The sequence below is a fragment of the Microcystis sp. T1-4 genome, from assembly GCF_000297435.1.
In the GTDB taxonomy this organism is placed as follows: Bacteria; Cyanobacteriota; Cyanobacteriia; order Cyanobacteriales; family Microcystaceae; genus Microcystis.
In genome coordinates, this window is the sequence record NZ_CAIP01000183.1 from 1 (window position 1) to 22899 (window position 22899).

General features: G+C 43.3%; 23 protein-coding genes. 18 read left to right on the forward strand and 5 right to left on the reverse strand.

The window, feature by feature from the left end:
- Positions 1-194: 194 nt before the first annotated feature.
- Positions 195-1292, forward strand: coding sequence for a patatin-like phospholipase family protein (locus tag MICAI_RS11250; protein WP_008201775.1), 1098 nt, complete (start codon positions 195-197; stop codon positions 1290-1292).
- Positions 1293-1458: 166 nt separating this feature from the next.
- Here MICAI_RS11250 and MICAI_RS11255 read toward each other — a convergent pair whose 3' ends face one another.
- The 3 genes from MICAI_RS11255 to MICAI_RS11265 are packed head-to-tail and all read right to left on the reverse strand — an operon-like array spanning position 1459 to position 3338.
- The gene (locus tag MICAI_RS11255) at positions 1459-1977 is read right to left on the reverse strand and encodes a TolB family protein (protein ID WP_008201776.1); all 519 of its coding nucleotides are present in this window, start codon (positions 1975-1977) and stop codon (positions 1459-1461) included.
- Entirely contained in the window at positions 1974-2510 is a 537-nt protein-coding gene (locus MICAI_RS11260) for a TolB family protein (RefSeq protein WP_008201778.1), read from the reverse strand. The genes MICAI_RS11255 and MICAI_RS11260 overlap by 4 nt, the downstream gene beginning before the upstream one ends.
- A gap of 12 nt (positions 2511-2522) precedes the next feature.
- A complete protein-coding gene (locus MICAI_RS11265; protein ID WP_008201781.1) occupies positions 2523-3338 on the reverse strand; it encodes a Ycf66 family protein in 816 nt (271 codons plus the stop codon).
- 703 nt (positions 3339-4041) lie between these two features.
- Between MICAI_RS11265 and MICAI_RS11270 the strand changes: the two genes are divergently transcribed.
- The 12 genes from MICAI_RS11270 to MICAI_RS11325 all read left to right on the forward strand — a co-directional run bounded on the left by MICAI_RS11270 (position 4042) and on the right by MICAI_RS11325 (position 14447).
- On the forward strand, positions 4042-5727 hold the full coding sequence (locus tag MICAI_RS11270; RefSeq protein WP_008201783.1) for an iron uptake porin: 1686 nt from the start codon (positions 4042-4044) through the stop codon (positions 5725-5727).
- Between the two features lie 156 nt (positions 5728-5883).
- Entirely contained in the window at positions 5884-7659 is a 1776-nt protein-coding gene (gene pyk, locus MICAI_RS11275) for a pyruvate kinase (RefSeq protein WP_008201785.1), read from the forward strand.
- Positions 7660-7803: 144 nt separating this feature from the next.
- Positions 7804-8616, forward strand: a complete 813-nt coding sequence (locus MICAI_RS11280; protein WP_008201786.1) for a HEAT repeat domain-containing protein — start codon at positions 7804-7806, stop codon at positions 8614-8616.
- 55 nt (positions 8617-8671) lie between these two features.
- Positions 8672-9103, forward strand: a complete 432-nt coding sequence (locus MICAI_RS11285) for a DUF29 domain-containing protein (protein ID WP_008201788.1) — start codon at positions 8672-8674, stop codon at positions 9101-9103.
- Positions 9104-9256: 153 nt separating this feature from the next.
- Positions 9257-9880, forward strand: a complete 624-nt coding sequence (locus MICAI_RS11290) for a HEAT repeat domain-containing protein (RefSeq protein WP_008201789.1) — start codon at positions 9257-9259, stop codon at positions 9878-9880.
- A gap of 62 nt (positions 9881-9942) precedes the next feature.
- A complete protein-coding gene (locus MICAI_RS11295; RefSeq protein WP_008201791.1) occupies positions 9943-10716 on the forward strand; it encodes an ABC transporter permease in 774 nt (257 codons plus the stop codon).
- Positions 10717-10943: 227 nt separating this feature from the next.
- Positions 10944-11837 carry an ABC transporter ATP-binding protein gene (locus MICAI_RS11300; protein ID WP_008201793.1) on the forward strand — a complete coding sequence of 298 codons (894 nt, stop codon included), beginning with the start codon at positions 10944-10946 and terminating at the stop codon, positions 11835-11837.
- A gap of 138 nt (positions 11838-11975) precedes the next feature.
- Positions 11976-12455 (forward strand): hypothetical protein, encoded by a 480-nt coding sequence (locus tag MICAI_RS11305; protein ID WP_008201795.1) that lies wholly within the window; start codon positions 11976-11978, stop codon positions 12453-12455.
- Between the two features lie 400 nt (positions 12456-12855).
- The gene (locus MICAI_RS11310; protein ID WP_008201797.1) at positions 12856-13137 is read left to right on the forward strand and encodes a DUF2470 domain-containing protein; all 282 of its coding nucleotides are present in this window, start codon (positions 12856-12858) and stop codon (positions 13135-13137) included.
- Between the two features lie 54 nt (positions 13138-13191).
- The gene (locus tag MICAI_RS11315; protein WP_004268453.1) at positions 13192-13404 is read left to right on the forward strand and encodes a hypothetical protein; all 213 of its coding nucleotides are present in this window, start codon (positions 13192-13194) and stop codon (positions 13402-13404) included.
- The gene (locus tag MICAI_RS11320; RefSeq protein WP_008201800.1) at positions 13401-13754 is read left to right on the forward strand and encodes an NINE protein; all 354 of its coding nucleotides are present in this window, start codon (positions 13401-13403) and stop codon (positions 13752-13754) included. The genes MICAI_RS11315 and MICAI_RS11320 overlap by 4 nt, the downstream gene beginning before the upstream one ends.
- A 6-nt stretch (positions 13755-13760) precedes the next feature.
- Positions 13761-14447: a helix-hairpin-helix domain-containing protein gene (locus MICAI_RS11325; protein WP_008201803.1), complete on the forward strand. Its 687-nt coding sequence runs from the start codon at positions 13761-13763 to the stop codon at positions 14445-14447.
- Between the two features lie 15 nt (positions 14448-14462).
- Here MICAI_RS11325 and MICAI_RS11330 read toward each other — a convergent pair whose 3' ends face one another.
- On the reverse strand, positions 14463-15239 hold the full coding sequence (locus MICAI_RS11330) for an SDR family NAD(P)-dependent oxidoreductase (RefSeq protein WP_008201805.1): 777 nt from the start codon (positions 15237-15239) through the stop codon (positions 14463-14465).
- Between the two features lie 148 nt (positions 15240-15387).
- On the opposite strand from MICAI_RS11330, the gene MICAI_RS11335 reads away from it, so the two are divergent.
- From MICAI_RS11335 to dcm, 5 genes are all read left to right on the forward strand, one after another.
- Positions 15388-15600 carry a protein IsiD gene (locus tag MICAI_RS11335; protein WP_002732311.1) on the forward strand — a complete coding sequence of 71 codons (213 nt, stop codon included), beginning with the start codon at positions 15388-15390 and terminating at the stop codon, positions 15598-15600.
- A 164-nt stretch (positions 15601-15764) separates the two neighbouring features.
- Positions 15765-16763: an adenosine kinase gene (locus MICAI_RS11340; protein WP_008201809.1), complete on the forward strand. Its 999-nt coding sequence runs from the start codon at positions 15765-15767 to the stop codon at positions 16761-16763.
- 694 nt (positions 16764-17457) lie between these two features.
- A complete protein-coding gene (locus tag MICAI_RS11345; protein WP_223210421.1) occupies positions 17458-17646 on the forward strand; it encodes a helix-turn-helix domain-containing protein in 189 nt (62 codons plus the stop codon).
- 60 nt (positions 17647-17706) lie between these two features.
- A complete protein-coding gene (locus MICAI_RS11350; protein ID WP_008201813.1) occupies positions 17707-19380 on the forward strand; it encodes an Alw26I/Eco31I/Esp3I family type II restriction adenine-specific DNA-methyltransferase in 1674 nt (557 codons plus the stop codon).
- Positions 19365-20603, forward strand: a complete 1239-nt coding sequence (gene dcm / locus MICAI_RS11355) for a DNA (cytosine-5-)-methyltransferase (RefSeq protein WP_232306179.1) — start codon at positions 19365-19367, stop codon at positions 20601-20603. Before MICAI_RS11350 ends, dcm begins: the two co-directional genes overlap by 16 nt.
- A 1-nt stretch (position 20604) precedes the next feature.
- Here dcm and MICAI_RS11360 read toward each other — a convergent pair whose 3' ends face one another.
- The gene (locus MICAI_RS11360) at positions 20605-22242 is read right to left on the reverse strand and encodes an Alw26I/Eco31I/Esp3I family type II restriction endonuclease (protein ID WP_008201818.1); all 1638 of its coding nucleotides are present in this window, start codon (positions 22240-22242) and stop codon (positions 20605-20607) included.
- Between the last annotated feature and the right edge of the window lie 657 nt (positions 22243-22899).

A 22899-nucleotide genomic window follows, 5' to 3' on the forward strand; every position in this document is an offset into this window, starting at 1 on the left:
CTTAATAAGGGGGGCATCTGAAAGTTTTTAATACCTACCTACTTATCCTTTCCTAGAAGTGAGGGCAAAATCTCCCGAGCAGATCTTCTGGAAAATAAGAAAAATTTCTATATTTTTGCATCCGATTTTAAGTTTATCAATTAACCTTAAATTAAAGCCCTAGGGCTTAGATAGAAGCCATTCAAAGGATATTTATGAAAGCCAAAATCGCGATCGCTTGTCAGGGAGGCGGCAGTCAAACTGCTTTTACTGCCGGTGCATTAAAAGCATTATTTGACAATAAAGTACAAGATTACTTTAATATTGTCAGTCTCAGTGGTACTTCTGGCGGTGCTATCTGTGCCTTTTTCACCTGGTATGCTCTCAAAAAAGGTGATAGCATCGTTTGGAAAAGAATGATTGATTTTTGGGAAGATAATAGCGCTCGAACTCCCCAAGAACAACTATTTAATGACTCAGCTATTAAAGCTCTAGAATTAGCCAGCAAAGGATTAATTCCCCAGTATAATCTCAGTCCTTCCTCTCCGATTACTAAAACCTTATTTTCTATAGCTACCTACGGTTTACGCAGTCGCTTTACCAACTTTGATCAGTTACTAAGAGCGCATATTGACTTTTCGGAATTAGCCACTTGGGGAGCTAAACCAGAACCACCAATTTTATTAATTGGGGCCTGTAATATCCTGACAGGAAAGTTAAGTAAATTTAGCTCGCGCCAGGAAGCAGTTAAAATTGAACATATCCTAGCTTCTGCTTGTGTTCCTAACATTTTTCCTGCTGTCACCATTGAAACTATGGCCTACTGGGATGGACTATTTTCTGATAATCCCCCCATCCGTTCTTTAATTCGCCGTGAATTTGTCGGAGTCGAAAATATTCCCGATGAAATTTGGGTAATTAAAATTAATCCCACCTCCAGAGATAAGATCCCCGTGCAATCCGATGATATTGCTGATCGCCGCAATGAATTAGAAGGCAATGTTTCCCTATTTCAAGGTCTCGATCAGATTGATTTTATCAATCAATTATTTCTTAAAGGAGCCTTTAAAGAGGAATTTTTGCGGGAGATCGCCTTAACAGAACCATTTAAAATTCCTAAATCTTTCCCAGAAGATCCCGATCAAGATTACCATATTCCGATGATCGAAATGTCGGCGGAATTAGCCAATAGTCTCAACTACGAAAGTAAACTCGATCGCTCTCCGTCCAATATTCAGCGTCTGATCGCTGACGGCGAAAAACAGGGAAAACAGTTTCTAGAACATCGACTAAAAGCTATGGGTTTAGGATAATTTTTGAGGTTTCAAAAACGGCAAAAATAAGGATTAAATAGCATGAAATCTGTCAATAGACTATTTAATTGATTATTATTCATTCTTAATTCTCCTGACGACCGGCTACTGACTACTGACTACTAACCCTAACAACAATTTTTGATTTTTACAAGAGGTCTAATAATCACTGATTTTCATTGACTAATACCCGTCCGGATAGATCGTAAATCATAATATCCCATTGCCCATTTTTTGCCACTTCAAAAGCCACTTTAGAACCATCGGCACTGATGATCGGATTGCGTACTTCCGCGAGCAGATCGGGAGCAATTTCCCTTCTCTGTTGAGTTTGTCGATCGTACAGATAAATCGCCGTTTTTCCCTGACGACTAGCAGTAAAAACGATATAACGACCATCTTCACTAATGGAAGGACTAGAAGCGATCTGATCGAGAGAATTTAGGCCGGGTAAAGGCAGTAAACGGCGATCAATAGCATCAAAAAGATAGATAGCTTGGGAACCATTGCGATCGGAAGCAAAAACGAGATAGCGAGAGGCAAGATAGGGAGTTAATTCACTAGCAGCACTATTTAAACTTCTCCCCCCTCGATCGAAAGGAAAAGACAGTAAACTCGGATAACCCGCACATCCAGTTAACAAACTAATTACAGCAACAAGACTAATAAAAAAATAACGTTTCACGGTTTGGGACTTTCAACGGGACTGCCATCGGCAATATCTAACTCGATATTCGGACCGCGATCAAGAACCTCCACATCCCATTGTCCCCGACGAGCGGATTCAAAGACAAGATAACGACCATCGGGACTAAGACGAGGATTTCGTAACCAACCGCGATAATTTTGACTCAATAACTCAGAGCGATCGGTAATGCGATCATATAAAGCGATGACGGGACGACCTTCAATAATCACCACATAAGCCAGATAACGCCCCGTTTGGCTTAAACTAGGGCTATCGGTAATTTCTTGACCCGTATATAATCCCCCTAGGGTCTGGTATTGTTTTGTCTGCAAATCATAGAGCAGCATCTGATTACTACCGCGACGATTAGACAGCAAAGCCAGCCAACGACCATCACCGCTCAGGGCAGGTTTTTCGTCATTATAGCGACTATTTAGGGTTCCTGTAGAGAAACCGGGGTTATTGAGATTACAACCGCCTATAACCCCTAAAAACCAGCAGATAAACAGCAAAAAGGGAGCTTTGGTCATCGGACCTACTCCTTAATAATCAAACCTAGTCTGATTATCATTGCTCGACTCCCGTTCACTATTATCTGGTCTCTCCCAATCTTCTTGATCGCCAGCATCCCTAGGATCGATCGGTTGATAATCGACGTATTCCCCTTTAAATGGCGGATCATCGGCAATTATTGGGCGAGTACGGCGTTTTTGGCTAGTGCGGGGCGGTTTACTGCTCGTCTCTTCACTAGCGGGACGACGACGTGGACGGGGACTGGTTTCTTCCCAATCATCACCGCTAGGGCGCTGATCATAAACCTCTCGATCGCTAGTGGGGGAACTATTGCGGGGACGACGATTAGCCGTTTTGCGACTGCCGGTATCGGCCGGCCGACGGGTGCGGGTGCTGCGGGGTTCCTCGTCCTGATAACTAGAAGTACGGGAAGAGCGGGGATCATCGTAACCGCGTAAACGGGGATTATCTTCGTAACGTTCCTCCGGTTCGTAGGTGTCGAGGGGTTCCAATTCGGCCCGATATTCCCGACTCACAGGACGTTCATCGACAAAAGACGTGCCGCGGCGGGCCTGTTCCGTGGTTAAACCCCTTAATTTTACCGTCTCGAAGGCAAAAAAAACCGCTGCTCCAGTCAGCAAAAATTGTCCGAATTGCAAAATCGGATCCAGTCGCCACCCTTGAAAAAGTAGAATTAAACCGCACAGTAACCCAACGGCGGCAAAAAATATATCATGATCGCGGGAAAGTTCCGGCCGCACCGAGCGCAGGAAGTATAACCCGGCTCCGGCTACTGCCAGAAAAATTCCTAAGATACTGGCCGAATTCAGCCCAAAATTGACCATCTTTATCTCCCTTCTCGGTGCTTAAATTCAAGAATCGAGTCTTTATCTATAGCGGTTAGCCATTAGCCGTCAGCTTTCGGCAGCAATCTTGCTGTTTTTAACTTCTAGAGTCGAGCTATATTCTAACCCCGAAGTCTAGCACTATATCTATCATCCTCGATTCTAACTTACTCGATCGAGCCTAGTTCACACAACTATTGTTAGGGAAGTGGGGAAGTGGGGAGACCACTTCGTGCGCGTTGCGGGGGGAAGTGGGGAGATTTTATCAGTGAACAGTGAACAGTAAACAGTGAACTGAAAACTCACATCTGATAACTGATAACTGATAACTGATAAGGCTGACATCTTAACAAAATCTTTAGAAATTACCCATTGACAGGATTGACTAAATGTGTTCTATGGGTTTCGGGCATTTTAATATGATTTCTTGAGGGCTTTTGAGCGATCGCTATTGTTGGGAAGTTAATCGCCAAAAGTCTGAAACGACCAACTTTGGGTGATGCACGTCATCGGGGACTTGTAAAGTGCGTAAGTCCTAATCTTACATAAGATTAGACAGAAATTTTTCTGTCATATCATAAAATTAACTTAACCTAGGCAAGGGGGAATTAGCATAGAATGTGAGTATAATTCAGGCTAGGTAAATAGTCTGCTTGTATCCATAGTTCATTCAATCCATAGAATAAGGTGTGAGGATTGACCCATGTCAAAACTATTCAAGAATTTAGTCAAGGTAACGCCCTTAGTGCTGGGTGCTTCCGTAGCGGCTGCTGGCAGCGCAGTGGCTCAAACTATGCCCGGTACACCTCAACTTAAAATTGATCCGGCTGCGCAACAGCAACTCGATCGCATTCAACGCGCCCAAAGTAGTCAGCAGATCAATACAGGTGTCTATCAGGGTTCCATGTCTCAGGTGACTAGCGTTAACCAACTGCGGGACGTATCTCCCACTGCTTGGGCCTACGAAGCATTAAGAAGTCTTGTAGAACGTTACGGTTGTATCGTTGGTTATCCCGACCGTACCTTCCGCGGTGATCGGGCCACGACTCGTTGGGAATTTGCCGCCGGTTTAAACGCTTGTTTAAACGTCATGGAACGTTTAATTCAAGATGGTATCGCTGTACTCAGAGAAGACATCGATAAATTAAAACGTCTTGTTAAAGAATTTGAAACCGAACTAGCGGCCTTAGGGGCTAGAGTAGATAACCTAGAACAGCGGGTTTCTTTCTTGGAAAATAATCAATTTTCTACCACCACCAAACTCAGAGGTGAGGTAATCTTCAGTGTCGCCGATAGCTGGGGTGGTGAAGCTTCCATTACCAATACCAACGGTACAGTTACTGATGGCAGCAATCAAGATCAAACCCAAACTGTGTTTAATAACCGGGTACGACTCAACTTTGAAACCAGCTTCACCGGTAAAGATATGTTAAGAACCCGTTTACAAGCGGGTAACTTTAACAGCACCTTCAACCAAAACGGTCCGGCGGGAACCAATATGACCCGTCTAGCATACGATGACGGTCGTGACAACGATGTCACCATCGATGACTTGTTCTACCGCGCTCCCATCGGTACTCCCTTCGGTAACATCACCGTTTGGGTTGGCGCTAACGGCCTGAACCTTGATGACGTTTTCCTCACTGCTAACCCCTTCCTCGCCGATAGCGGCACCGGTGCTTTATCTCGCGGTCAACGTTATAACAACATCGTCTTCCGCGGTCCTTCTGGCACGGGTGCAGGGGTTCGATTCAAGATCGGTGATGTTTTCCAAGTTACAGGGGCTTATCTGGCGGGCAGTGGTGCCTCTAATCCTAGCGAAGGAAACGGTTTGTTCAATGGTTCCTTCAGTACTGGCGCGCAGGTGGGTTTCTCCTTCATCAAATTTGCCGATATTAACTTCGTTTACGTTCACAGTTATCAAACTGCTGCCGATATTCGCTCTGGTTTATTCGGTAACGTCAGCAGCCCTCTGACGGAACGTCCCTTCGGTAACGTTGGTACTACTGCTAACCGTTTCGGTTTGCAGGGTAGCGCCCAGGTTATCCCAGGAGTCTTAAATATAGCGGCATGGGGTGGTTATGCTGATGCCTCGGCCACAGGAGTTAATGCTGCGATCGGGGATAATAACACTGGTATCTGGTCTTGGAACCTGAATCTTTCTGTCCTCGATCTCTTTGCCGAAGGTGCAGCCCTTTCCTTCGGAGGTGGTCAAGTACCCCGTTCCGACAAGGAAGATGGTACTTCCTACATGGTAGAAGCTCAGTATAAGTTCCCAGTCACCAAAAATATTCTGATTACCCCTGGTGCCTATGCGATCTTCAACGCTAACAACCGTAATAACGACACCATTTTTGTCGGTGTCCTCCGGACAACTTTCCGTTTCTAAGCTGAGTTGACGGACTCGATCAATAAGAACGGTGGGATTTGTAGATCTCACCGTTTTTTTACTTTTAACTTTTCACTGGATATAGCCATTTATGAGAAGATGATCGGAGCGTCCCAAACGCTGCTATATTTACTTCGCCTATTTAGTTGCTTATCTATGCACTCTCTGTCTTTCCCCCGTCGCACTAAAATTGTGGCCACGATTGGCCCAGCCTCGCAAAATAAGGAAACATTACGTCAGATGATCAAGGCGGGGGCGACAACATTTAGATTAAACTTTTCCCATGGCGATCACGATTACCATCGTCACAGCATTAATCTGATCCGTCAGTTAGCCTTTGAACTCAATCAACCGATTGGCATCCTTCAGGATCTGCAGGGACCAAAAATTCGTTTAGGTAAATTTGCCTGTGGGTCGATTACCCTGAAACCGGGGGAACCGTTTATCCTTACTTCTAGGGATGTGGAATGTAATCAGGAAATAAGTTCCATTAGCTATCCCTCGCTCGCCCAAGAAGTCCCAGAAGGTTCGAGAATTCTCCTCGATGATGGTAAAGTCGAAATGCGGGTGGAATCAGTGGATCGTTTGAAAGGTGATCTTTCCTGTCGCGTAGTGGTTGGGGGTGTCTTATCCAGTAATAAAGGGGTAAATTTTCCCAACGTTTATCTGTCGGTGAAAGCGTTAACCGATAAGGACAAAAAAGATTTAATGTTCGGACTGCTGTGGGATGTGGATTGGATCGCCCTCAGTTTTGTGCGTAATCCCCAAGATATACTCGAAATTAAAGAATTAATCGCCAGCGCGGGTAAATCTATCCCCGTGATCGCTAAAATTGAAAAACACGAAGCGATCGAGGAAATGGAGGCAATTTTATCCCTCTGTGATGGTGTTATGGTGGCCAGGGGAGATTTAGGAGTAGAATTACCAGCCGAAGACGTGCCAATCCTGCAAAAACGCCTGATTAATACCGCTAATCAGCTAGGCATCCCGATTATCACCGCCACTCAAATGCTTGACAGTATGGCCAGTAATCCTCGTCCCACCCGCGCCGAGGTTTCTGACGTAGCTAATGCGATTTTAGATGGCACTGATGCGGTCATGCTTTCCAATGAAACGGCTGTGGGTCATTATCCCATCGAAGCGGTGGCAACCATGGCCCGCATTGCCGAAAGGATCGAACGGGAACAGATCAATAGTGCCGCTCGCTCTAACAATAAACAATCGATTCCTAACGCTATTTCCTCGGCAGTCAGTCAAATTGCCGAACAATTGGGGGCAGCGGCAATTATTACCCTAACCAAAACTGGCTCTACTGCCCGTAATGTCTCCCGATTTCGCCCCAAAACCCCGATTTTAGCCGTTACTCCCCATCGGGAAGTGGCACAGCAGTTACAGCTAGTTTGGGGCGTAAAACCGATGTTATTGCTCGATTTACCCTCCACCAGCCAAACTTTTCAAGTGGCGATGAATCTTGCCCAGGAAAATAACCTCCTCGCAGATGGTGATTTAGTGGTGATGACGGCGGGAACTCTGCAAGGGGTGGCCGGTTCCACGGATTTAATTAAGGTGGAAGTGGTAAAATCCCTTTTGGGCAAGGGTACAGGTATCGGCCAGGGTGTGGCCAGTGGCCGGGCGCGAGTGGCCCATAATGCCCGGGAAGTGGGTAGTTTTAGTAACGGGGAGATTTTAGTCGTTCCCACCACCAGCGCCGAATATGTGGATATGATGCGGAAAGCTGGCGGAATTATCACCGAAGATACCGCGATGAACAATCACGCCGCTACTATCGGTTTAAAATTGGGTATTCCTGTGATTGTCGGGGTTAAAAATGCCACGAAAATTATCCGCGAAGGGGTGATCATTAGTCTCGATGCTCAACGGGGTTTGATTTATTCCGGTATTGGCAAGGGTGCGGCAACTATGAAAAACTGAGTCGGTTATCAGTATTCTCCGAGTCAGTATTCAGGAGTCAGGAGATTATTTTTATTTATTCTCCCCACTCCCTGCTCCCCACTTCATAATTCATAATTCATAATTCATAATTCATAATTCCCCAACACCCATTTTCACTTGTCTATGAGCGATTCTTACTCTCCTCCAGTCGATAATCCGGCCTATACTGTTGAACAAGCGATCGCTAATATCCAGCAAAGAGAAGACCTAGGCGCGCGTTATTATGCCGCTTGGTGGTTGGGTAGATTTCGTGTTCGTCAACCAGAGGCGATTTCGGCGTTAATTGCCGCTTTAGAGGACGAAAGCGATCGCACTCCCGATGGCGGTTATCCCCTGCGACGCAATGCCGCCAGCGCTTTAGGGAAATTAGATGATCTCAGTTGTCTTCCCGCTTTGATTGCCTGTCTCGACTGCGAAGATTATTATGTGCGCGAATCGGCTGCCCAGGCATTGGAAATGCTTCAGGATCGAAGCGCGATCGCACCTTTAAAGAAACTATTAGAGGGTGGCATCGAAGGGGCTGTTTTAGTGGCGGGAAAACCCCATTTAGTCCAACCCTACGAGGCGATTATCGAAGCCTTGGGAACCCTGCAAGCGACGGAAGCAATTCCCCTGATTGAACCGTTTTTAAAGCATTTCGTCGAAAAAGTGCGTTATGCGGCTGCCCGCGCCCTCTATCAACTCACGACTAACCCCCACTATGGCGATATTCTGATTAATGCCTTGCAAGGGGAAGAATTACAGCTGCGTCGTTCTGCTTTAATGGATTTAGGCGCTACGGGTTATCTGCCGGCTGCCCCTGCGATCGCTAATACTTTGGCGGAAAATAGTCTGAAACTGGTTGCTCTCAAGGAACTTTTAGAAAACCATCTAAAAACTAATTCTAGGGGCGAAAATATCTCGGAAATTCTCACTTTAATGGATAGTTTATTGTAATTAATCATTGGTTATTTTGTATCTAAATTAAAACCGATGCAATCCAGAGGTTTTTATGCTAATTCAAACTGATTATGTCGGCTGGCTGAACGAGACAATCACTCTGTTAAGACAAAAAAACTTTGATAAAGTTGACTGGGAAAACTTGATCGAGGAGATAGAAAGTTTGGGCAGAAGTCAAAAACGTGAACTCCGCAACCGGTTAACCACCATCTTAGAACACTGCCTCAAACTTTGCTATACTGATTACGTTGAGGATTATCGAGGTTGGCAAGAAACTATTAGGCGCAGTCAACGGGAACTAGAAGAACTTTTGAGGGATTCTCCTAGTTTAAAACCCTACTGGGATCAAGTATTTTTAGATTGCTATGCCACGGCTTTAAAAAGCTTGCGAGATAACCCAGATTATCAATCCTTTAACTTTCCCAATGATTGTCCTTTTCCCCAAGAAATTAATCAGATTTTACAGAAAAAAGTTTGGCGATAAAATTATCTTTAAAAGTTTGTTGGCGGTGTTAGGAGACAGGAGTTAGGAGTCAGGAGATTATTTTTATTTATTCTTCCCACTTCATAATTTATAATTTATAATTCATAATTCCCACACCCCAACGCCTAACCTCATCCCCTCTACTAATAACCAATGCTTCCCACCGTTGAGACTTTAATTATTGCCGTCGAAAAAGCCGACTCAGCCAATGAGTTACTAACCGCCGTGGAAAACTTAGCCGCCGCCAAAAGTGAAGCGGCAATACCCACCCTCACCGATGTGCTGAGATATAATAACCCCGGTGCCTCCGTGGCAGCCGTGGATGGTTTAATCGCCATTGGCAAAGCGGCGGTTCCCTATTTACTAGCCAACCTAGACGGTTATAATTATGGGGCGAGAGCTTGGGCAACCCGCGCCCTAGGGGGAATTGGCGATGTGCGAGGATTGGACTTATTGCTTGAGGCGGCGGTGAGTGATTTTTCCTTTAGCGTGCGGCGAGGAGCGGCTAGAGGCTTAGGAAATATAATTTGGTCTGATTTGGAGGAAAGTCGGGTTTCTGAGGCTCAGAAGGCTGTTTTTGCGGCACTGGAGAAACTTTCGCAAGGGGATCCAGAGTGGGTGGTTAGATATGCGGCGATCGTCGGATTAGAGGGATTAGGAACTGCGGCGGCGGCATTTCGCGGGGCGATTCGGGAACTTTTAGGACAGATTCGGGAGACAGAAACGGACATAGTGGTAGGATTGCGTGCCGATCAAGCTCTGGAACACTTACAATAAGCCTAAGTCGAAAGTAGGAAAACTTATTTCTCTACAGGGAGAAACAATTACACTAACATTCTATGAAATATTGGCAGGAAATTTTAGCGATCGCTCAACGAATTTTAGTAGAATTAATCCGACGCGGGCGTAGCTTAATCCTCTGGGGCATTTTCCCGATCCTTGTCCTGCTCTTAAATGGCTATATTATGGCAGAAAAAGGCAAAATTGAGCTTGCCGAGGCAATGGCTCTGGCTACTCCTCCTACCCTCGTCGGGGCGGCACTTTTCTTTAGTTGTTTAGGGGGAACCGTGGCAACGGTAGTAGCAGAAAGGGAACAACAAACGATTAAACGGTTATTTTTATCGCCTTTAAGCGGTGTTTCCTATTTTATTGGCATTTTTCTCGCCCATTGTGCGATTGCCGCCTGTCAGACAATTTTAGTTTATTCTATTGCTAAACAGTATGGAGCCACTTTTAAAGGCTCAATTCCTCTAGAATTATTAATTATTTTTCTTAGTATCACCGCCTATGTGGGTTTAGGATTTATCCTCGGTACTCAACTGGCGAAAAGAACGGAAGATGTTAATGCCTTGGTGGGAACTTTTGGTGTTCCTTTATTAATTTTAGGCGGCGTTTTTCTTCCGACTGCTTTATTCCCCGACAATATTCTATCTCTGGCTAAATATAACCCGATCTACCACATGAATGAAGCTTTAATTGCTGTTTGGGCAAAGGGCAAAAATCTACAAGATATTAGCTCTCATTTTCGCTTTCTCTGTCTTTTTGCTCTAGCTATGGTAGCAGGTGGTTGGCTTACCTATCGACAAATGTTAAACCTTGAACGCCGACTGTAAATCAGTTATCAGTTATCAGTGATCAGTTATCAGTTAGGTAGGGTGGGTTAGGCGGAGACAAATTATCAGACTTAATCATTAATTTATCTATTCGCCGTAACCCACCATCAGTTATTCAGCTTCCTATTTTTCAGTATAATTAGCCAATTTCCCTGTTATTCTTACTATTACCTAGCTGACGGATGATGGCTTAAAAAATCCTGACTATCCTCGTTACTTTATTAAAAATGCTGACTATTAGTAATGTCAAAAAAAATTACGGAAGACGCTTAGTATTAGATCAATTAAACTTTCATATTGAAGCGGGGGAAATTTACGGTTTACTCGGTCCCAATGGTGCGGGAAAAACCACCACTATTAACTTAATTTGTAATTTATTAAAACCCTCATCGGGAGAAATTACATTTAATTATTTGCCAATTTCCCGAGTTACTAAAGAATTAATTGGGGTTGCCCCACAAGAAAATTTATTGTACAAATCCCTTACTTGTGAGGAAAATCTCAACTTTTTTGCTCAGATTTATGGACTCGATCGCCCCCAGCGTCGTCATCGGATTAAAGCCAGTTTATCGGCAGTAAATTTGCTCGATCGCGCCCGCAGTCCGGTGGAAACTTTAAGCGGTGGAATGCAGCGCCGGATGAATATTGCCGTGGCTATTGTTCATCAGCCAAAATTATTAATTCTCGATGAACCAACTACTGGTTTAGACATCGAATCTCGTTATGAAATTTGGGATTTAATCGGAGAATTACGGCGACAGGGAATGACAATTTTATTAACTACTCATCTCCTCGATGAAGCACAGCGTCTCTGTCAACGTATCGGGATTTTAAAACAAGGTCGTATTATTGCCGAAGGTAATTTAAATCAGCTGCGTCAGCACATTCCTGCGAAAGAAATTATTATCATGGATACCCAGGATCAAGAAGCGGCAATAAATCGAGGTAAACAATTAGGATTTACTGCCAAATTTTACGGTAAAGATTTAGCTTTTTGGTTAGATGAACATCTAGAATTAAGCGATATTATTCGGGCATTTGACGGCATTAATATTGATTCTATCTCCCGTCAGACGGTACAGTTAGAACATATTTATATGGAAATTATGAATCAATTTTAACCCCGTTTTTGAAAATTAAGGTTGATGATCGGCATTTTTCTGGTAATTTACCTCAATTAAGTTAAATCGCCTTTTTTTACCGTCATGATCATCTATAATTTTTAGATGTGTTCTATCTATTAATTGGAGACAAAATCAATGATGAAATTAACCTCTATCACTGGGTTATTGAGTCTATCGGCGGTATTATTAAGCTCACATCTACCGGCAGCGGCGCAAAATTGTCGGCCACTTTCTTTATTAGGGGGTGAAGGTAGTGAAGTTACGAAAAGCGTCTCACAACCCACTGTTCCAGGTCCTTTCGGTGTCACGATAACTCGTAATAATTGGAATACCGATTGGGCAGTTCCGGGGGGTAGAAGTTTTCAGAGGTTTATCGTTACGGTTTCTGTCCCCCGGGCTGCCTCCTTTGATATCCGGCTGTTTCTCAAGTATAGCGATCAAACTAACGAGGAATTTTTTAATACTAATGGAGTACGAATCGAACCCGATAAACCCTTAACAATTACTGCCACAGTACGGGCAAATGATCAACCTTTTTTAGTCAATCTTTTTGTCAATGGTATTCAGCACATCGGTAATACCTACACCGCTTCTGTTGTTGGTTGTGAACGATAAAATATATAGGGTGTGCTGAAAAAGTTTTGTCGGGGGCAGGGTGTGGGGTTTGAAGCTAAGAGGCATTTTAACCGCTTATCCGATTAGCTGAATCTCTCCCAATCCCTTTACTGTTGCCTCTTGTCTCATCTCAACAGGCAATTTAAATGCGCGGACAGCCCCAGACTGTACTTTCTACCCCGATTGACCTTAAGTGGGACAATTAGGTTAATGCACAATTAAGGATTTTTGTCAAGAAAATAATATTAAACTTATTATTGATGTCTGCCATGGCCACGCCCAAATTATCTGGCAATGAGCGATTAAATACGCTACCCTAACTAATATCCCCCCATTGGCCTCGATTTAGAACTGGCTTTAATCCGTCCCCACCTTATTATCGATTTTTTTCGGGAATATTATGTCTGAAACTATCACTCCCGCCATTAGCGATCGCATCTGTAAACACATGAACAAAGATCACGGTGATGCCGTGCTTTTCTACGCTCAAGTTTACGGTAATATTACCGATGCAGAAACGGCTCAAATGCTCTTCATCGATCCCCAAGGCATGGATTTAGCCGTAGAAAAATTAGGGGAGAGTCAAACAATTAGAATACCTTTTGAGCGCACCCTAGAATCAGCCAAGGATGCCCATAATATCCTCGTTGAGATGCTAAAAGTTAATCAAACTACCCCTTGACAAAGCCCGATTTTGCGACTATCACCGAAAAAGACCAACCTAGAGAATTAGCCCATGAATCAGGTTAACAGTACGGGAATAAAAATACCCAAGTCTGGCTGGCGTTTACTGCCTTTTTTAGTCTTGGGTGTGCTAGTTTTTGCCTTTAATTCCTCCCTAGAATTAAATTATCTAGTTAAGGGTTATATTACTCTCTTGGAATTACAGGCAGGCATCGTGGTTTTATACTTTCTTTTGGCTAAATTAGGGAAATCTCAAAAATTATGAGAAATAGAACTATAGCGGCTTTACTAGCCTTTTTTCTCGGTTATCTTGGCATCCATAAATTTTATCTAGGGGAGAATTTAGCAGGTATTCTCTATCTACTTTTCTTCTGGACTTTTATCCCCGGCATCATTGCTTTTTTTGAATTTATTGGTTTAATCATCATGTCAGATCAAGCTTTTGATGCTAAATACAATCCTAACTATCTCCCCAGCAATACAGAGCGAAGACTGCCAGAATCAGGTCAGCAAAAAACCGCTACTTTACTCCAGCTTAAAAAGCTTTACGATCAGGGAATTATTACTGCTGAAGAATACGAAGAAAAACGCAGAAAATATTTAGATTCTCTTTAAAAAAATATGTCTAATCTCTCTCCTCGCCCTCCCGAATCTTCCGAGTGGATCTGGCTATCTTTAGTCCCAGTTTTTGGGGGGATTGCCATTGCTAATGCTGGCAAAAAAACTAATAACCAAAGTTGGTTATCCGTCGGCATTGCCTTGACAATTATCTCCCTTATTTTCCTTACACAAGAGTCTTTTATCGTAATTTGGTTTGCCCAAATCGGCCTGGGTTTATACATCCGTCAACAGCTTAATTCCCATCCAATAGCTTCGGCAAATAGAACCGATTCTAGACAGTCATCCTCTCCTCTTGAAAAAATTGATATTAACAGCTGTTCTACCAACGATCTGGTTCATAAATTAGGGCTGCCGATTGTCTATGCCAATGATATCGTTTCTGTCCGTAATGAAGGACATATTTTTACCCATTTAGAAGAATTACACTTCCTGGCTGGTTTACCGGAAAATTATCTCAAAAAACTGGAACCTTTGATTATCTTTGCCTACGATATTCGCCAAGAAGTTGACGTTTCTTGGCGTTGTTTAAATTACCACTCTGTTGAGGAATTAGTCAATCTCGGTCTTGACTTTTCCCTGGCCGATAAAATTGTCGCCGAAAGAGAAAAAAACGGTGTCTATCGTTCGGCCATCGAAGTGAGAAACCGGACAGGTATTCCCTTAAAATCCTATCAGCAATTGCTCTAATTAGCTTGATTCTAGTTATGGCTTGAATTGCTTTTCTATCAAAGACACGATCCAACTTCTAGGTAAAAAACGGGGCAGATTGACGATAATTTTATTAGCCAATTTACCTGCTACCACGTTGGGGCGTTTGTTTGCCAAGGCGGTTAAAGCCTCTTTTACTACCACTTCCGCCGAATCTAACCGGCCGTTTTTGCCCATAAAAGCCCTGGGAAATCGGGCCACCTCAAAAAAATTCGATTCCGTCGGACCGGGGCAAAGAGCGAGGATTTCAACGCCTTTGTCTTTATTTTCTGCCCAGAGAGACTCGCTAAAGCTGAGGACAAAGGCTTTTGTCGCCGCATAGACGGAAAGATAGGGCAGCGGTTGAAACCCAGCAATGGAAGCAACATTGATAATTGCCCCCCCAGCACCAGCAAGCATGGGACGGAGAAAATAGTGGCTTAATTCCACCAATACCAGATTATTTAACTGGATCATTTCTAACTGTCGGGCTAAATCCTGCTCGCTAAAAGCACCATAACCACCAAAACCGGCATTATTTACCAGTAAATCAACGTTGATTCCTTTTTGGTTCACCGTATCATATACTAGCTTTCCCGCTCCAGCAACGGTCAGATCTTGGACGATAACCGTCACTTTTACCCCGTATTGTTCCCCCAATTCCGCTGCTAATTGTTCTAGTTTATCCCTAGATCTAGCGACTAAAATTAGCTCCATTTGCCGTTGGGCAAGTTGACGGGCAAAGACGACACCGATACCGGTGGAAGCACCGGTAATGAGGGCTGTTTTCATAGAAGATCAACCAAAAATAGCTTTTTTGCTGGAATTGTACCACAATTACCCTTCCATTTACAGTTCTTAACTTGGCGGTCAAGGCATTTTTTCAACTCAGAATATATGTTAGGCTAGAAATAGAACAAAGGTCGAGGGAGGTGCAGAAATGACAGTTATAAGCTTCACTGATCAAGATATTGCCAAATATACCGCCGCTGATATTGCTTCTTTGGCCGAACGACTAGAAAAAGATGAGTATAGTAACCCCTTCGAGGCTTTGCGGGATTGGCACCTGTTGCGAGCGATCGCTTTTCAAAGGCAGGAATTAGCCGAACCTTATCTTTATCTGTTGGATCTAGAAGCCTACGATGAGGCTTAAAGTGGCTTCGTTAAACAAAACTTAACACAAATTACTGGGGGTGTGAGACTAGCACACCCATTATTTTTGATTATGGTATTCTCTGGCTGAAAAAAGCCCCTAGCTTTTTGCTCCTTATTTCCCTACTATCAATAACAAAGTATTTTTAGGCGATCGACTAAATTATGGGCAAACAATACAACGTTTATGGGATCGGTAACGCGCTCGTCGATATGGAATTTCAAGTCTCTCCTGAATTACTGCAAGAATTAGGCATCGATAAAGGAGTGATGACGCTGGTGGACGAAAATCGTCAAACCCAGTTGATGGAAAAATTGGCTCTTGATTGTAAACGCAGCGGTGGCGGATCGGCGGCGAATACCCTAGTAGCGATCGCTCAGTTGGGGGGTAGAGGTTTCTATTCCTGTAAAGTGGGCAATGACGAATTAGGTAAGTTTTATCTACAAGATCTGCGGGCCTGTGGTTTGCATACCAATGAACACGGCGGCGAAAAAGAGGTGGGAATCACGGGAAAATGTCTAGTTTTTGTGACTCCCGATGCCGATCGCACCATGAATACTTTTCTCGGCATCACTGGGGAAATTTCCGAACGGGAATTAGTACCTTCAGCGATCGCTAATGCCGATTATCTCTATCTCGAAGGTTATCTCGTCACCTCTCCCACTGCCAAAGCTGCCGCTATTAAAGGGCGAGAAATTGCTCAGGCTGCTGGAGTGAAAACCGCTTTATCCCTGTCGGATCCCAATATGGCGATCTTCTTCCGGGAGGGATTACTGGAAATGATCGGAACGGGGTTAGATTTAGTTTTCGCTAATGAGTCGGAAGCTTTGACTATTTCCGGCAGCGAGGAAATTGAGTCAGCGATCGCCTATTTTAAAACCATTGCCAAAGGATTCGCTATCACCCGGGGTGCCAGTGGTTCTTTGATCTATGATGGCGAAAATCTCCTGGAAATTGACCCCCATCCCGTACAGGCGATCGATACCGTCGGTGCAGGGGATATGTATGCAGGTGCGTTTCTCTACGGTATTACCCACGGTATGGGTTACAAAGGAGCGGGAAATCTCGCTTCTCTAGCGGCTGCCCGGGTAGTTTCTACTTTTGGGGCGCGTTTACAAACCGAGGAAATTAAATCCCTGCGCGATTCGATCGTTTTGGGATAGGTTTTGTCAGTGATCAGCTTTCAGTCATCGGGAGTCAGGTTTTTTCTCCCTGCTCCCTGCTCATAGTCTTAACGAGTAATTTAGATAGGGTTTGCTGAATAAATTTGAAATGTAGGCAAAGTAAGGGTTTTGGGGCTTTTCTCGCGAAACAGGTGCAAGATTTTGAGAGAATCGTCGTTCAAAACCTTGCGTCTTCATCGGCCCGCGTCCTGTAGGGGCGAAGCATTCGGGCAATAACCTATCGGTGAAAACGTAGATTTTCTATCCGAATGCTTCGCCCGTACTTATTCAGCAAACCCTAGATAGTCATACTAAATCCTGTTTAAAAGTTATAGGAGAGTGGGGAGAAGGGAGCGGGTTTTTCAAGTGGGATTGGGAGTTAATCATGCTATTAAAAACCGATTCAGTATAACGTTCCCCTTCAGCGGCGGCAAGTAACCTGGAACTCAATACCAACAGCTTTCAAACGTCCGCTGCAAGAGGGTTGTTGGGCTGCTTGGCAATTGACCCTGGATTATTAAGAAGTTGTGTGCTTGCTCAATATGCAAAATGACAAAGCTGCTCTGATATCAGCCCTCGCCCTCAAGTGCTGCTAGGGAGGGAATAGAGTAAAATTACCTCTAGCTCGAAGCCGATTGAGGTTACAGAGGTAAAACATATCTAAAACTTTGTGAAAATAATGACCAACTCTGAAATGATCACAGTTTCGGAGGCTTCAGAGGTATCAGGATATACACGTCAACACGTTAGGCTCCTTATTCGTCAAGGACTTATAAGCGCTCGTCGTGCAGGTGGGATCTGGTTAATTGAGGCCTCCAGCCTAAACAACTATATAGATGGCAACCCTAAACCAGGTCCCAAACCTGACAAAATATATGATTGACTTATGTTCCAAATGGAATATAATTACAGCAGAAGTTCAGATAAACCCTAAAGGTCAGCAGTGAATCACCTCGAAATTCTTCAATCTACCCCTAATGCTCAAATAGGAACGGGGAGGGAAAACCTCTTAATCAAAACAACAGGTAAGTTTTATACACCAAAATTCATTGGAGAACGCCTGGTCGATGCTGTCCTAACCGTTGCCTCTCGAACTAATTATTCTGGCGAAATATCTGTCATCGATCCATTTTGTGGTGACGGAAGACTAATTATATGGCTTCTGGAACGGATTTCAATTTTTCCTGGTCTTACAGAAAGACTATGGCGAATTGAAATATGGGATTGTGACGAGCAAGCAGTTATTAAAGCAAAACGGAGCATTCAACGAATTGCCAATCATGTTGGGATAAACTTCACGATCAGCGCATCTGTTCATGACAGTTTCACTTATACTACGTCTCAATTTAGACATCGATCACCTTGTATTGAATCTCAGTTTGATATTACAATTACCAATCCTCCTTGGGAGGTTATAAAGCCTGATCGCCGAGATATCAAAGCATTAGACGAGAAAACAGAATCAATCTATATTGATTCACTGAGGAAGTTCTCGGCAAAGCTTCAAAAGAACTTTCCAACATCAATGCCTCGGAAAATGTATTCAGGCTGGGGAATTAATCTTTCTCGTGTTGGATTGGAGGTCGCTATCCATTTGACTAAAAGTCATGGAATTATAGGTATTGTCTCGCCAGCATCTCTTCTTGGTGATCAAAACTCTGAATCACTGCGAAAGTGCTTACTAACAAATCATGCAGTTAAATATATCGATTATTTCCCTGCGGAAGCAAGACTTTTTGAAGGAGTTGATCAAAATTGTATTAATCTCACCATCCAAGTCAATAAGCCAGGGCAAAAAACTTTCATTTATAAATTTGACAAAGATTTACATTGTATTGAGTATCATCAAGAACTGAAGTTGCCTGAAGGCTTCTTAAAGTCAAATGGTTATGTTATCCCCATATCTTCTAATAAATCTCAACTCGATCAATTGCTAAGATTTTCAGTACTGAAAACTCTTGGTGATCTGCAAGGTGACTATGAAGGTCAATTGTGGACGGGACGAGAATTGGATGAGACAGGTCATACAAGCTATTTATCTCTAAAAGGATATTATCCCTTTCTCAAGGGTAAAATGATCGAGCGATTAACTAGTGTTAATCGGCCTCTCGTATTTATTAATCCAGATCGGGGTCTAAATATCCCTCTTTCAGTGAAGTATCCACGAATTGTTTGGCGAGATGTCAGCCGTCCTACTCAGAAAAGGAGAGTTCAAGCCACAATTATCCCGGCAAATTGGGTCACGGGTAATTCTCTTGGCGTGGCTCACTTCCGAACAAATAATATTTCAAAACTATACACCTTGCTTTGTATCATGTCATCTATACCTTTTGAGTTTCAGGTTCGCTCAATGCTTTCAACTGCTCATATATCCGTAGGAGTATTACGTAAAACTCGAATACCAGAAATCACTCCTGAATTGACTAAGAAGTTAGTGCCGTTGGCTGAACTGAGACTAGCTGGTGATTTAACCGCAGAACAAAAAATTGAGGTTATTGTTGCTCAAGCCTATGGTTTAACTAGGAGCGACTTAGCTGAGATAATACAGTCCTTTCCAAAAATAACGCAACAGGAGAGCCAAAATTTACTTGAGCATCAGCTATGGAGAGAATCATGATTCCAAATCATTACTCAGCACGACTCAGCGAACTTGATTTGGCAATGGCTATTCATATTCCCCCAGGGGGTAATTGGAAGAATATTCCAACATCTATACCTTCTCAACGGCTAGCCCAAATTCGGGAAAGCTATGCAAAAGGAGGAGGAAGTCGCTCTACCTACTATGGACGACTACGCCCAGATGCACCTGCTTATACGATTAATACCTATTTCGGTCGTCCTGGAAACGGCTGCCACCTCCATTACGATTATGCTGGTGGTCAGCACAGGGTTATCAGCCAGCGTGAAGCTGCAAGGCTCCAGAGCTTTCCAGATGACTTTGTTTTTTTGGGATCTCGCACAGCAATCAACACGCAAATTGGTAATGCTGTTCCACCACTTCTTGGATATCAGATTGCCTTACATTTGGGATCTCCAGGAATTTTTGTAGATCTCTTTTCAGGCGCAGGTGGGTTAGCCTTGGGATTTAAATGGGCTGGTTGGCTACCTGTTATAGCTAACGATATTGAGCGCATAGCCATTGAAACCTATGCTAAGAACGTTGACTCTTCTGTGATTGTTGGAGATATTCAAGACCCTGAAATTTCTTCAAAGATTTCCTCAATGGCTAATGTAGCAAGACAGCTAAATCCTGATGCTAAATTATTTGTTTTGGGAGGACCACCATGTCAAGGATTTTCTACAGCAGGTAATTCTAGATCAATGCAGGATGGGAGAAATTCACTGTTTAGAAATTATACGCAAATCATTACATTAATTAATCCTGATGGTTTCGTCTTTGAAAACGTTATGGGTTTGTTAAACATGGAACAAGGTCGTGTTTTTGAGCAAATTAAAATGGTTCTTGAATCTGTGACCGATCAACTTTCAGTCTGGAAACTTGACACAGCAAACTATGGAATCCCACAGCGGCGTAAACGAGTCATCTTGGTGGGATTAAAGCAACAGTTACAAATTCTTCCACCTCCTGTAGTCACAGGCGATTCAACTGAAAATGGTTTAATTGATCTTCCATCAGCAGTTACAACTTATGAAGCTCTTAGTGATCTGCCACCTCTGGAATCAAGTCAAGATGGGGAAAGCCTTGATTATATCTTTCCCCCTGCCACTGACTATCAAGAATTAATGCGAGGCTACATATCACCAGAGCAATATTTGAATGCCCTGCGAAAAAAAGCTGAAGCTTCCAAATCACGCAATATACAACTTTCTATGTTTTAATCTAGCTGTCTAGATTCAATTCACCTCGAACGTAGCGATCGCTGTTCCACTGATTACTCAATTCAACTGCTACTAAGTGCATCGCCTCAGTAATCCTTGTTTTAGCTTCAACAAAGTTCACTGGATGTTCTCTGGGGATACGCTCAACAATTGCACGAAAGCTTTCCTCTCCTTGAATCTCACTACTACTTGAGAGGAGTTTTGAAATTTGTTTATCTAGTTTTTGGATTTCTGACGAAGAACGTTCTAAAAATTCCAGAGCATCCACAATTTTGCCTTCAATTTGAGATGTAGTCACAACATAGGCATTGCGAGTTATCTTCCTAAAATAGTCTCGCAATGATTCAAATGCAACTCGACAGCGCCTAGCCTTCTGTTCCTCTACATATTTAGTTTCACGAGGAAGATAACTGATACGCTCAAACTGTGTAATGTGATTCTCGATATGAAGATTCACAAATTCAACTTTCTGCTCTGCATATTCAAGCTCTAGGAATGTTGCCAAAAATGTGAAGTGCCTTGCATCGTCAATTCTCTGCAAAACACTCATTAACGTGTGGCGGTTATCTCGAAGTATTTTACTTAATCTTAAAGCTGTTTCTTCGTCTAAGACATCGTTTTTGCGTAAATCCCATAGTGCCTTACTATGCCATGAAATTACAGTTTCTCCGGCTGCCTCAACTTTTCGTAAATGAACTACCTCTCGTAGAGACATTCGGTTGTTCTTAGCACTGTTACATCGTTTGCACAAAAGTTGAAATTCAGGTCTATGAGTAAATCCGAGCGATAGAGGACCAACATGATCGGCTGAACAAGGACCAGGGTGTCCATTAAAACATGATTCGCCACTAAAATCGGCGCGAATCCGACCCATCAATCGATCAGCAGCGATCCAATTTCCTTCAGTCCAATACTCAAAAACGCGCCGATCTGTTGTGTAAGCCCTCAAATTTGACTGACTGCGACCTTTATCAGCACTACTGCGGCAGCATAGATTAAACGAATGAAAACCATCAAAGCGATCAGGTGCGTTAGACATGGCACCAGGACTCAGGATACTTGGCTCTTGAGGCACATACTCTTTTTCTATCCAGTCTAACCAATCAGGCAAATTTGGCTCAAGGTTCGGTGGTACAATTTCACTCGTTTGTAAAAGATCTGGGAGATGTGAGAAAACCGAATCCCCAAAGACTTCCACTAACCGAGTTACTAAATCTGTAATTCTTTCAAATGGCTCAAGAGGAAAGCTTTCATCGACATAGCCCATCTTTATCAATCTTTTTAAGAAAGTACTAGATGGGTAAACGTACCTCAGTTCCATTACTCTCCCACATAGTTTGCAAGGCTTCTTGAGGGTAGGATGGATTTGCCTTGCTGTTCTGCTAATCCACTTGGCAGATTGAGGATCGATGCTTATTGAGACAGCTTTTCTACGCCACCACTCACGTCGCTTATGGTGAGTATCTTTGTATTCTCCTGAGCTTCGGTTTGAGGGAGCTTCCCACTGAATTTTATTTTCTTCATTGAAAGCATCTGGCATCCCTCTGTACGTTTCATGGTTTGCAATAAATTCCATGTAGCGAATAAAGTCTGGATGCCATGATTGACCTTTGCTACCATACTGTTGACTTTTTGACATGAGAACCTCCTAAAGATTTCTTGTTTCAATCACAAGATCCAAGGTTCCCTGATTAGCATGGGTTAAGTCAAGCTTTTAGTGTCTGGATAAGCTTCAATCGCTGCCTTATGAGCTACTGTCCTGAGGTACTGAACCCAAACTCATACAAATAACCCCCGCTACCGCCCTATCGATAACCTAAAGCAACCCAACTACATATTATAGGTCAACTTTCTCTATAACACTCTTGAAAGTAACAATATGTGGAAACTTTCTGTATAACACTCCATTTAGGCGCGATTGCCAGAACTTTTCCCTATATCACTCCCAAAAGCCTGTTAGCCAGATTAGCCTATTGCCAAAAACCTTGTTTAACTAAATTCCTGACAATTAGGCTCATTCTAGCGATGATTCTTCGATCTGACCGCACCCCTTGACAAAAATTTATAATTATTCGACCTTTAGCGATCGCTATCGGGGGATAGTTGTTTTTTGTTACAGCAGTGGGGAGAAGGGAGCAGATTTTTAAAGTTGGATTGGGGGTTAATCATGCTATTAAAAACCGATTCAGTATAAAGACCCCGTTATGCCGTGTCCCTACAGATAAACTTCAACGGCCCTAGCATTCATTCGCCGCGTCACGGAATGAAAATGCGTCTTGCGCCTTGATAATGGTTC

Excerpts from the sequence above, each read along its gene's own strand:
- MICAI_RS11250 (WP_008201775.1), top strand. The coding sequence starts at position 195 with ATGAAAGCCAAAATCGCGATCGCTTGTCAGGGAGGCGGCAGTCAAACT.
- MICAI_RS11260 (WP_008201778.1), bottom strand. The coding sequence starts at position 2,510 with ATGACCAAAGCTCCCTTTTTGCTGTTTATCTGCTGGTTTTTAGGGGTT.
- MICAI_RS11265 (WP_008201781.1), bottom strand. The coding sequence starts at position 3,338 with ATGGTCAATTTTGGGCTGAATTCGGCCAGTATCTTAGGAATTTTTCTG.
- MICAI_RS11270 (WP_008201783.1), top strand. The coding sequence starts at position 4,042 with ATGTCAAAACTATTCAAGAATTTAGTCAAGGTAACGCCCTTAGTGCTG.
- pyk (WP_008201785.1), top strand. The coding sequence starts at position 5,884 with ATGCACTCTCTGTCTTTCCCCCGTCGCACTAAAATTGTGGCCACGATT.
- MICAI_RS11280 (WP_008201786.1), top strand. The coding sequence starts at position 7,804 with ATGAGCGATTCTTACTCTCCTCCAGTCGATAATCCGGCCTATACTGTT.
- MICAI_RS11285 (WP_008201788.1), top strand. The coding sequence starts at position 8,672 with ATGCTAATTCAAACTGATTATGTCGGCTGGCTGAACGAGACAATCACT.
- MICAI_RS11290 (WP_008201789.1), top strand. The coding sequence starts at position 9,257 with ATGCTTCCCACCGTTGAGACTTTAATTATTGCCGTCGAAAAAGCCGAC.
- MICAI_RS11295 (WP_008201791.1), top strand. The coding sequence starts at position 9,943 with ATGAAATATTGGCAGGAAATTTTAGCGATCGCTCAACGAATTTTAGTA.
- MICAI_RS11300 (WP_008201793.1), top strand. The coding sequence starts at position 10,944 with ATGCTGACTATTAGTAATGTCAAAAAAAATTACGGAAGACGCTTAGTA.
- MICAI_RS11305 (WP_008201795.1), top strand. The coding sequence starts at position 11,976 with ATGATGAAATTAACCTCTATCACTGGGTTATTGAGTCTATCGGCGGTA.
- MICAI_RS11310 (WP_008201797.1), top strand. The coding sequence starts at position 12,856 with ATGTCTGAAACTATCACTCCCGCCATTAGCGATCGCATCTGTAAACAC.
- MICAI_RS11315 (WP_004268453.1), top strand. The coding sequence starts at position 13,192 with ATGAATCAGGTTAACAGTACGGGAATAAAAATACCCAAGTCTGGCTGG.
- MICAI_RS11320 (WP_008201800.1), top strand. The coding sequence starts at position 13,401 with ATGAGAAATAGAACTATAGCGGCTTTACTAGCCTTTTTTCTCGGTTAT.
- MICAI_RS11325 (WP_008201803.1), top strand. The coding sequence starts at position 13,761 with ATGTCTAATCTCTCTCCTCGCCCTCCCGAATCTTCCGAGTGGATCTGG.
- MICAI_RS11330 (WP_008201805.1), bottom strand. The coding sequence starts at position 15,239 with ATGAAAACAGCCCTCATTACCGGTGCTTCCACCGGTATCGGTGTCGTC.
- MICAI_RS11335 (WP_002732311.1), top strand. The coding sequence starts at position 15,388 with ATGACAGTTATAAGCTTCACTGATCAAGATATTGCCAAATATACCGCC.
- MICAI_RS11340 (WP_008201809.1), top strand. The coding sequence starts at position 15,765 with ATGGGCAAACAATACAACGTTTATGGGATCGGTAACGCGCTCGTCGAT.
- MICAI_RS11345 (WP_223210421.1), top strand. The coding sequence starts at position 17,458 with ATGATCACAGTTTCGGAGGCTTCAGAGGTATCAGGATATACACGTCAA.
- dcm (WP_232306179.1), top strand. The coding sequence starts at position 19,365 with ATGGAGAGAATCATGATTCCAAATCATTACTCAGCACGACTCAGCGAA.
- MICAI_RS11360 (WP_008201818.1), bottom strand. The coding sequence starts at position 22,242 with ATGTCAAAAAGTCAACAGTATGGTAGCAAAGGTCAATCATGGCATCCA.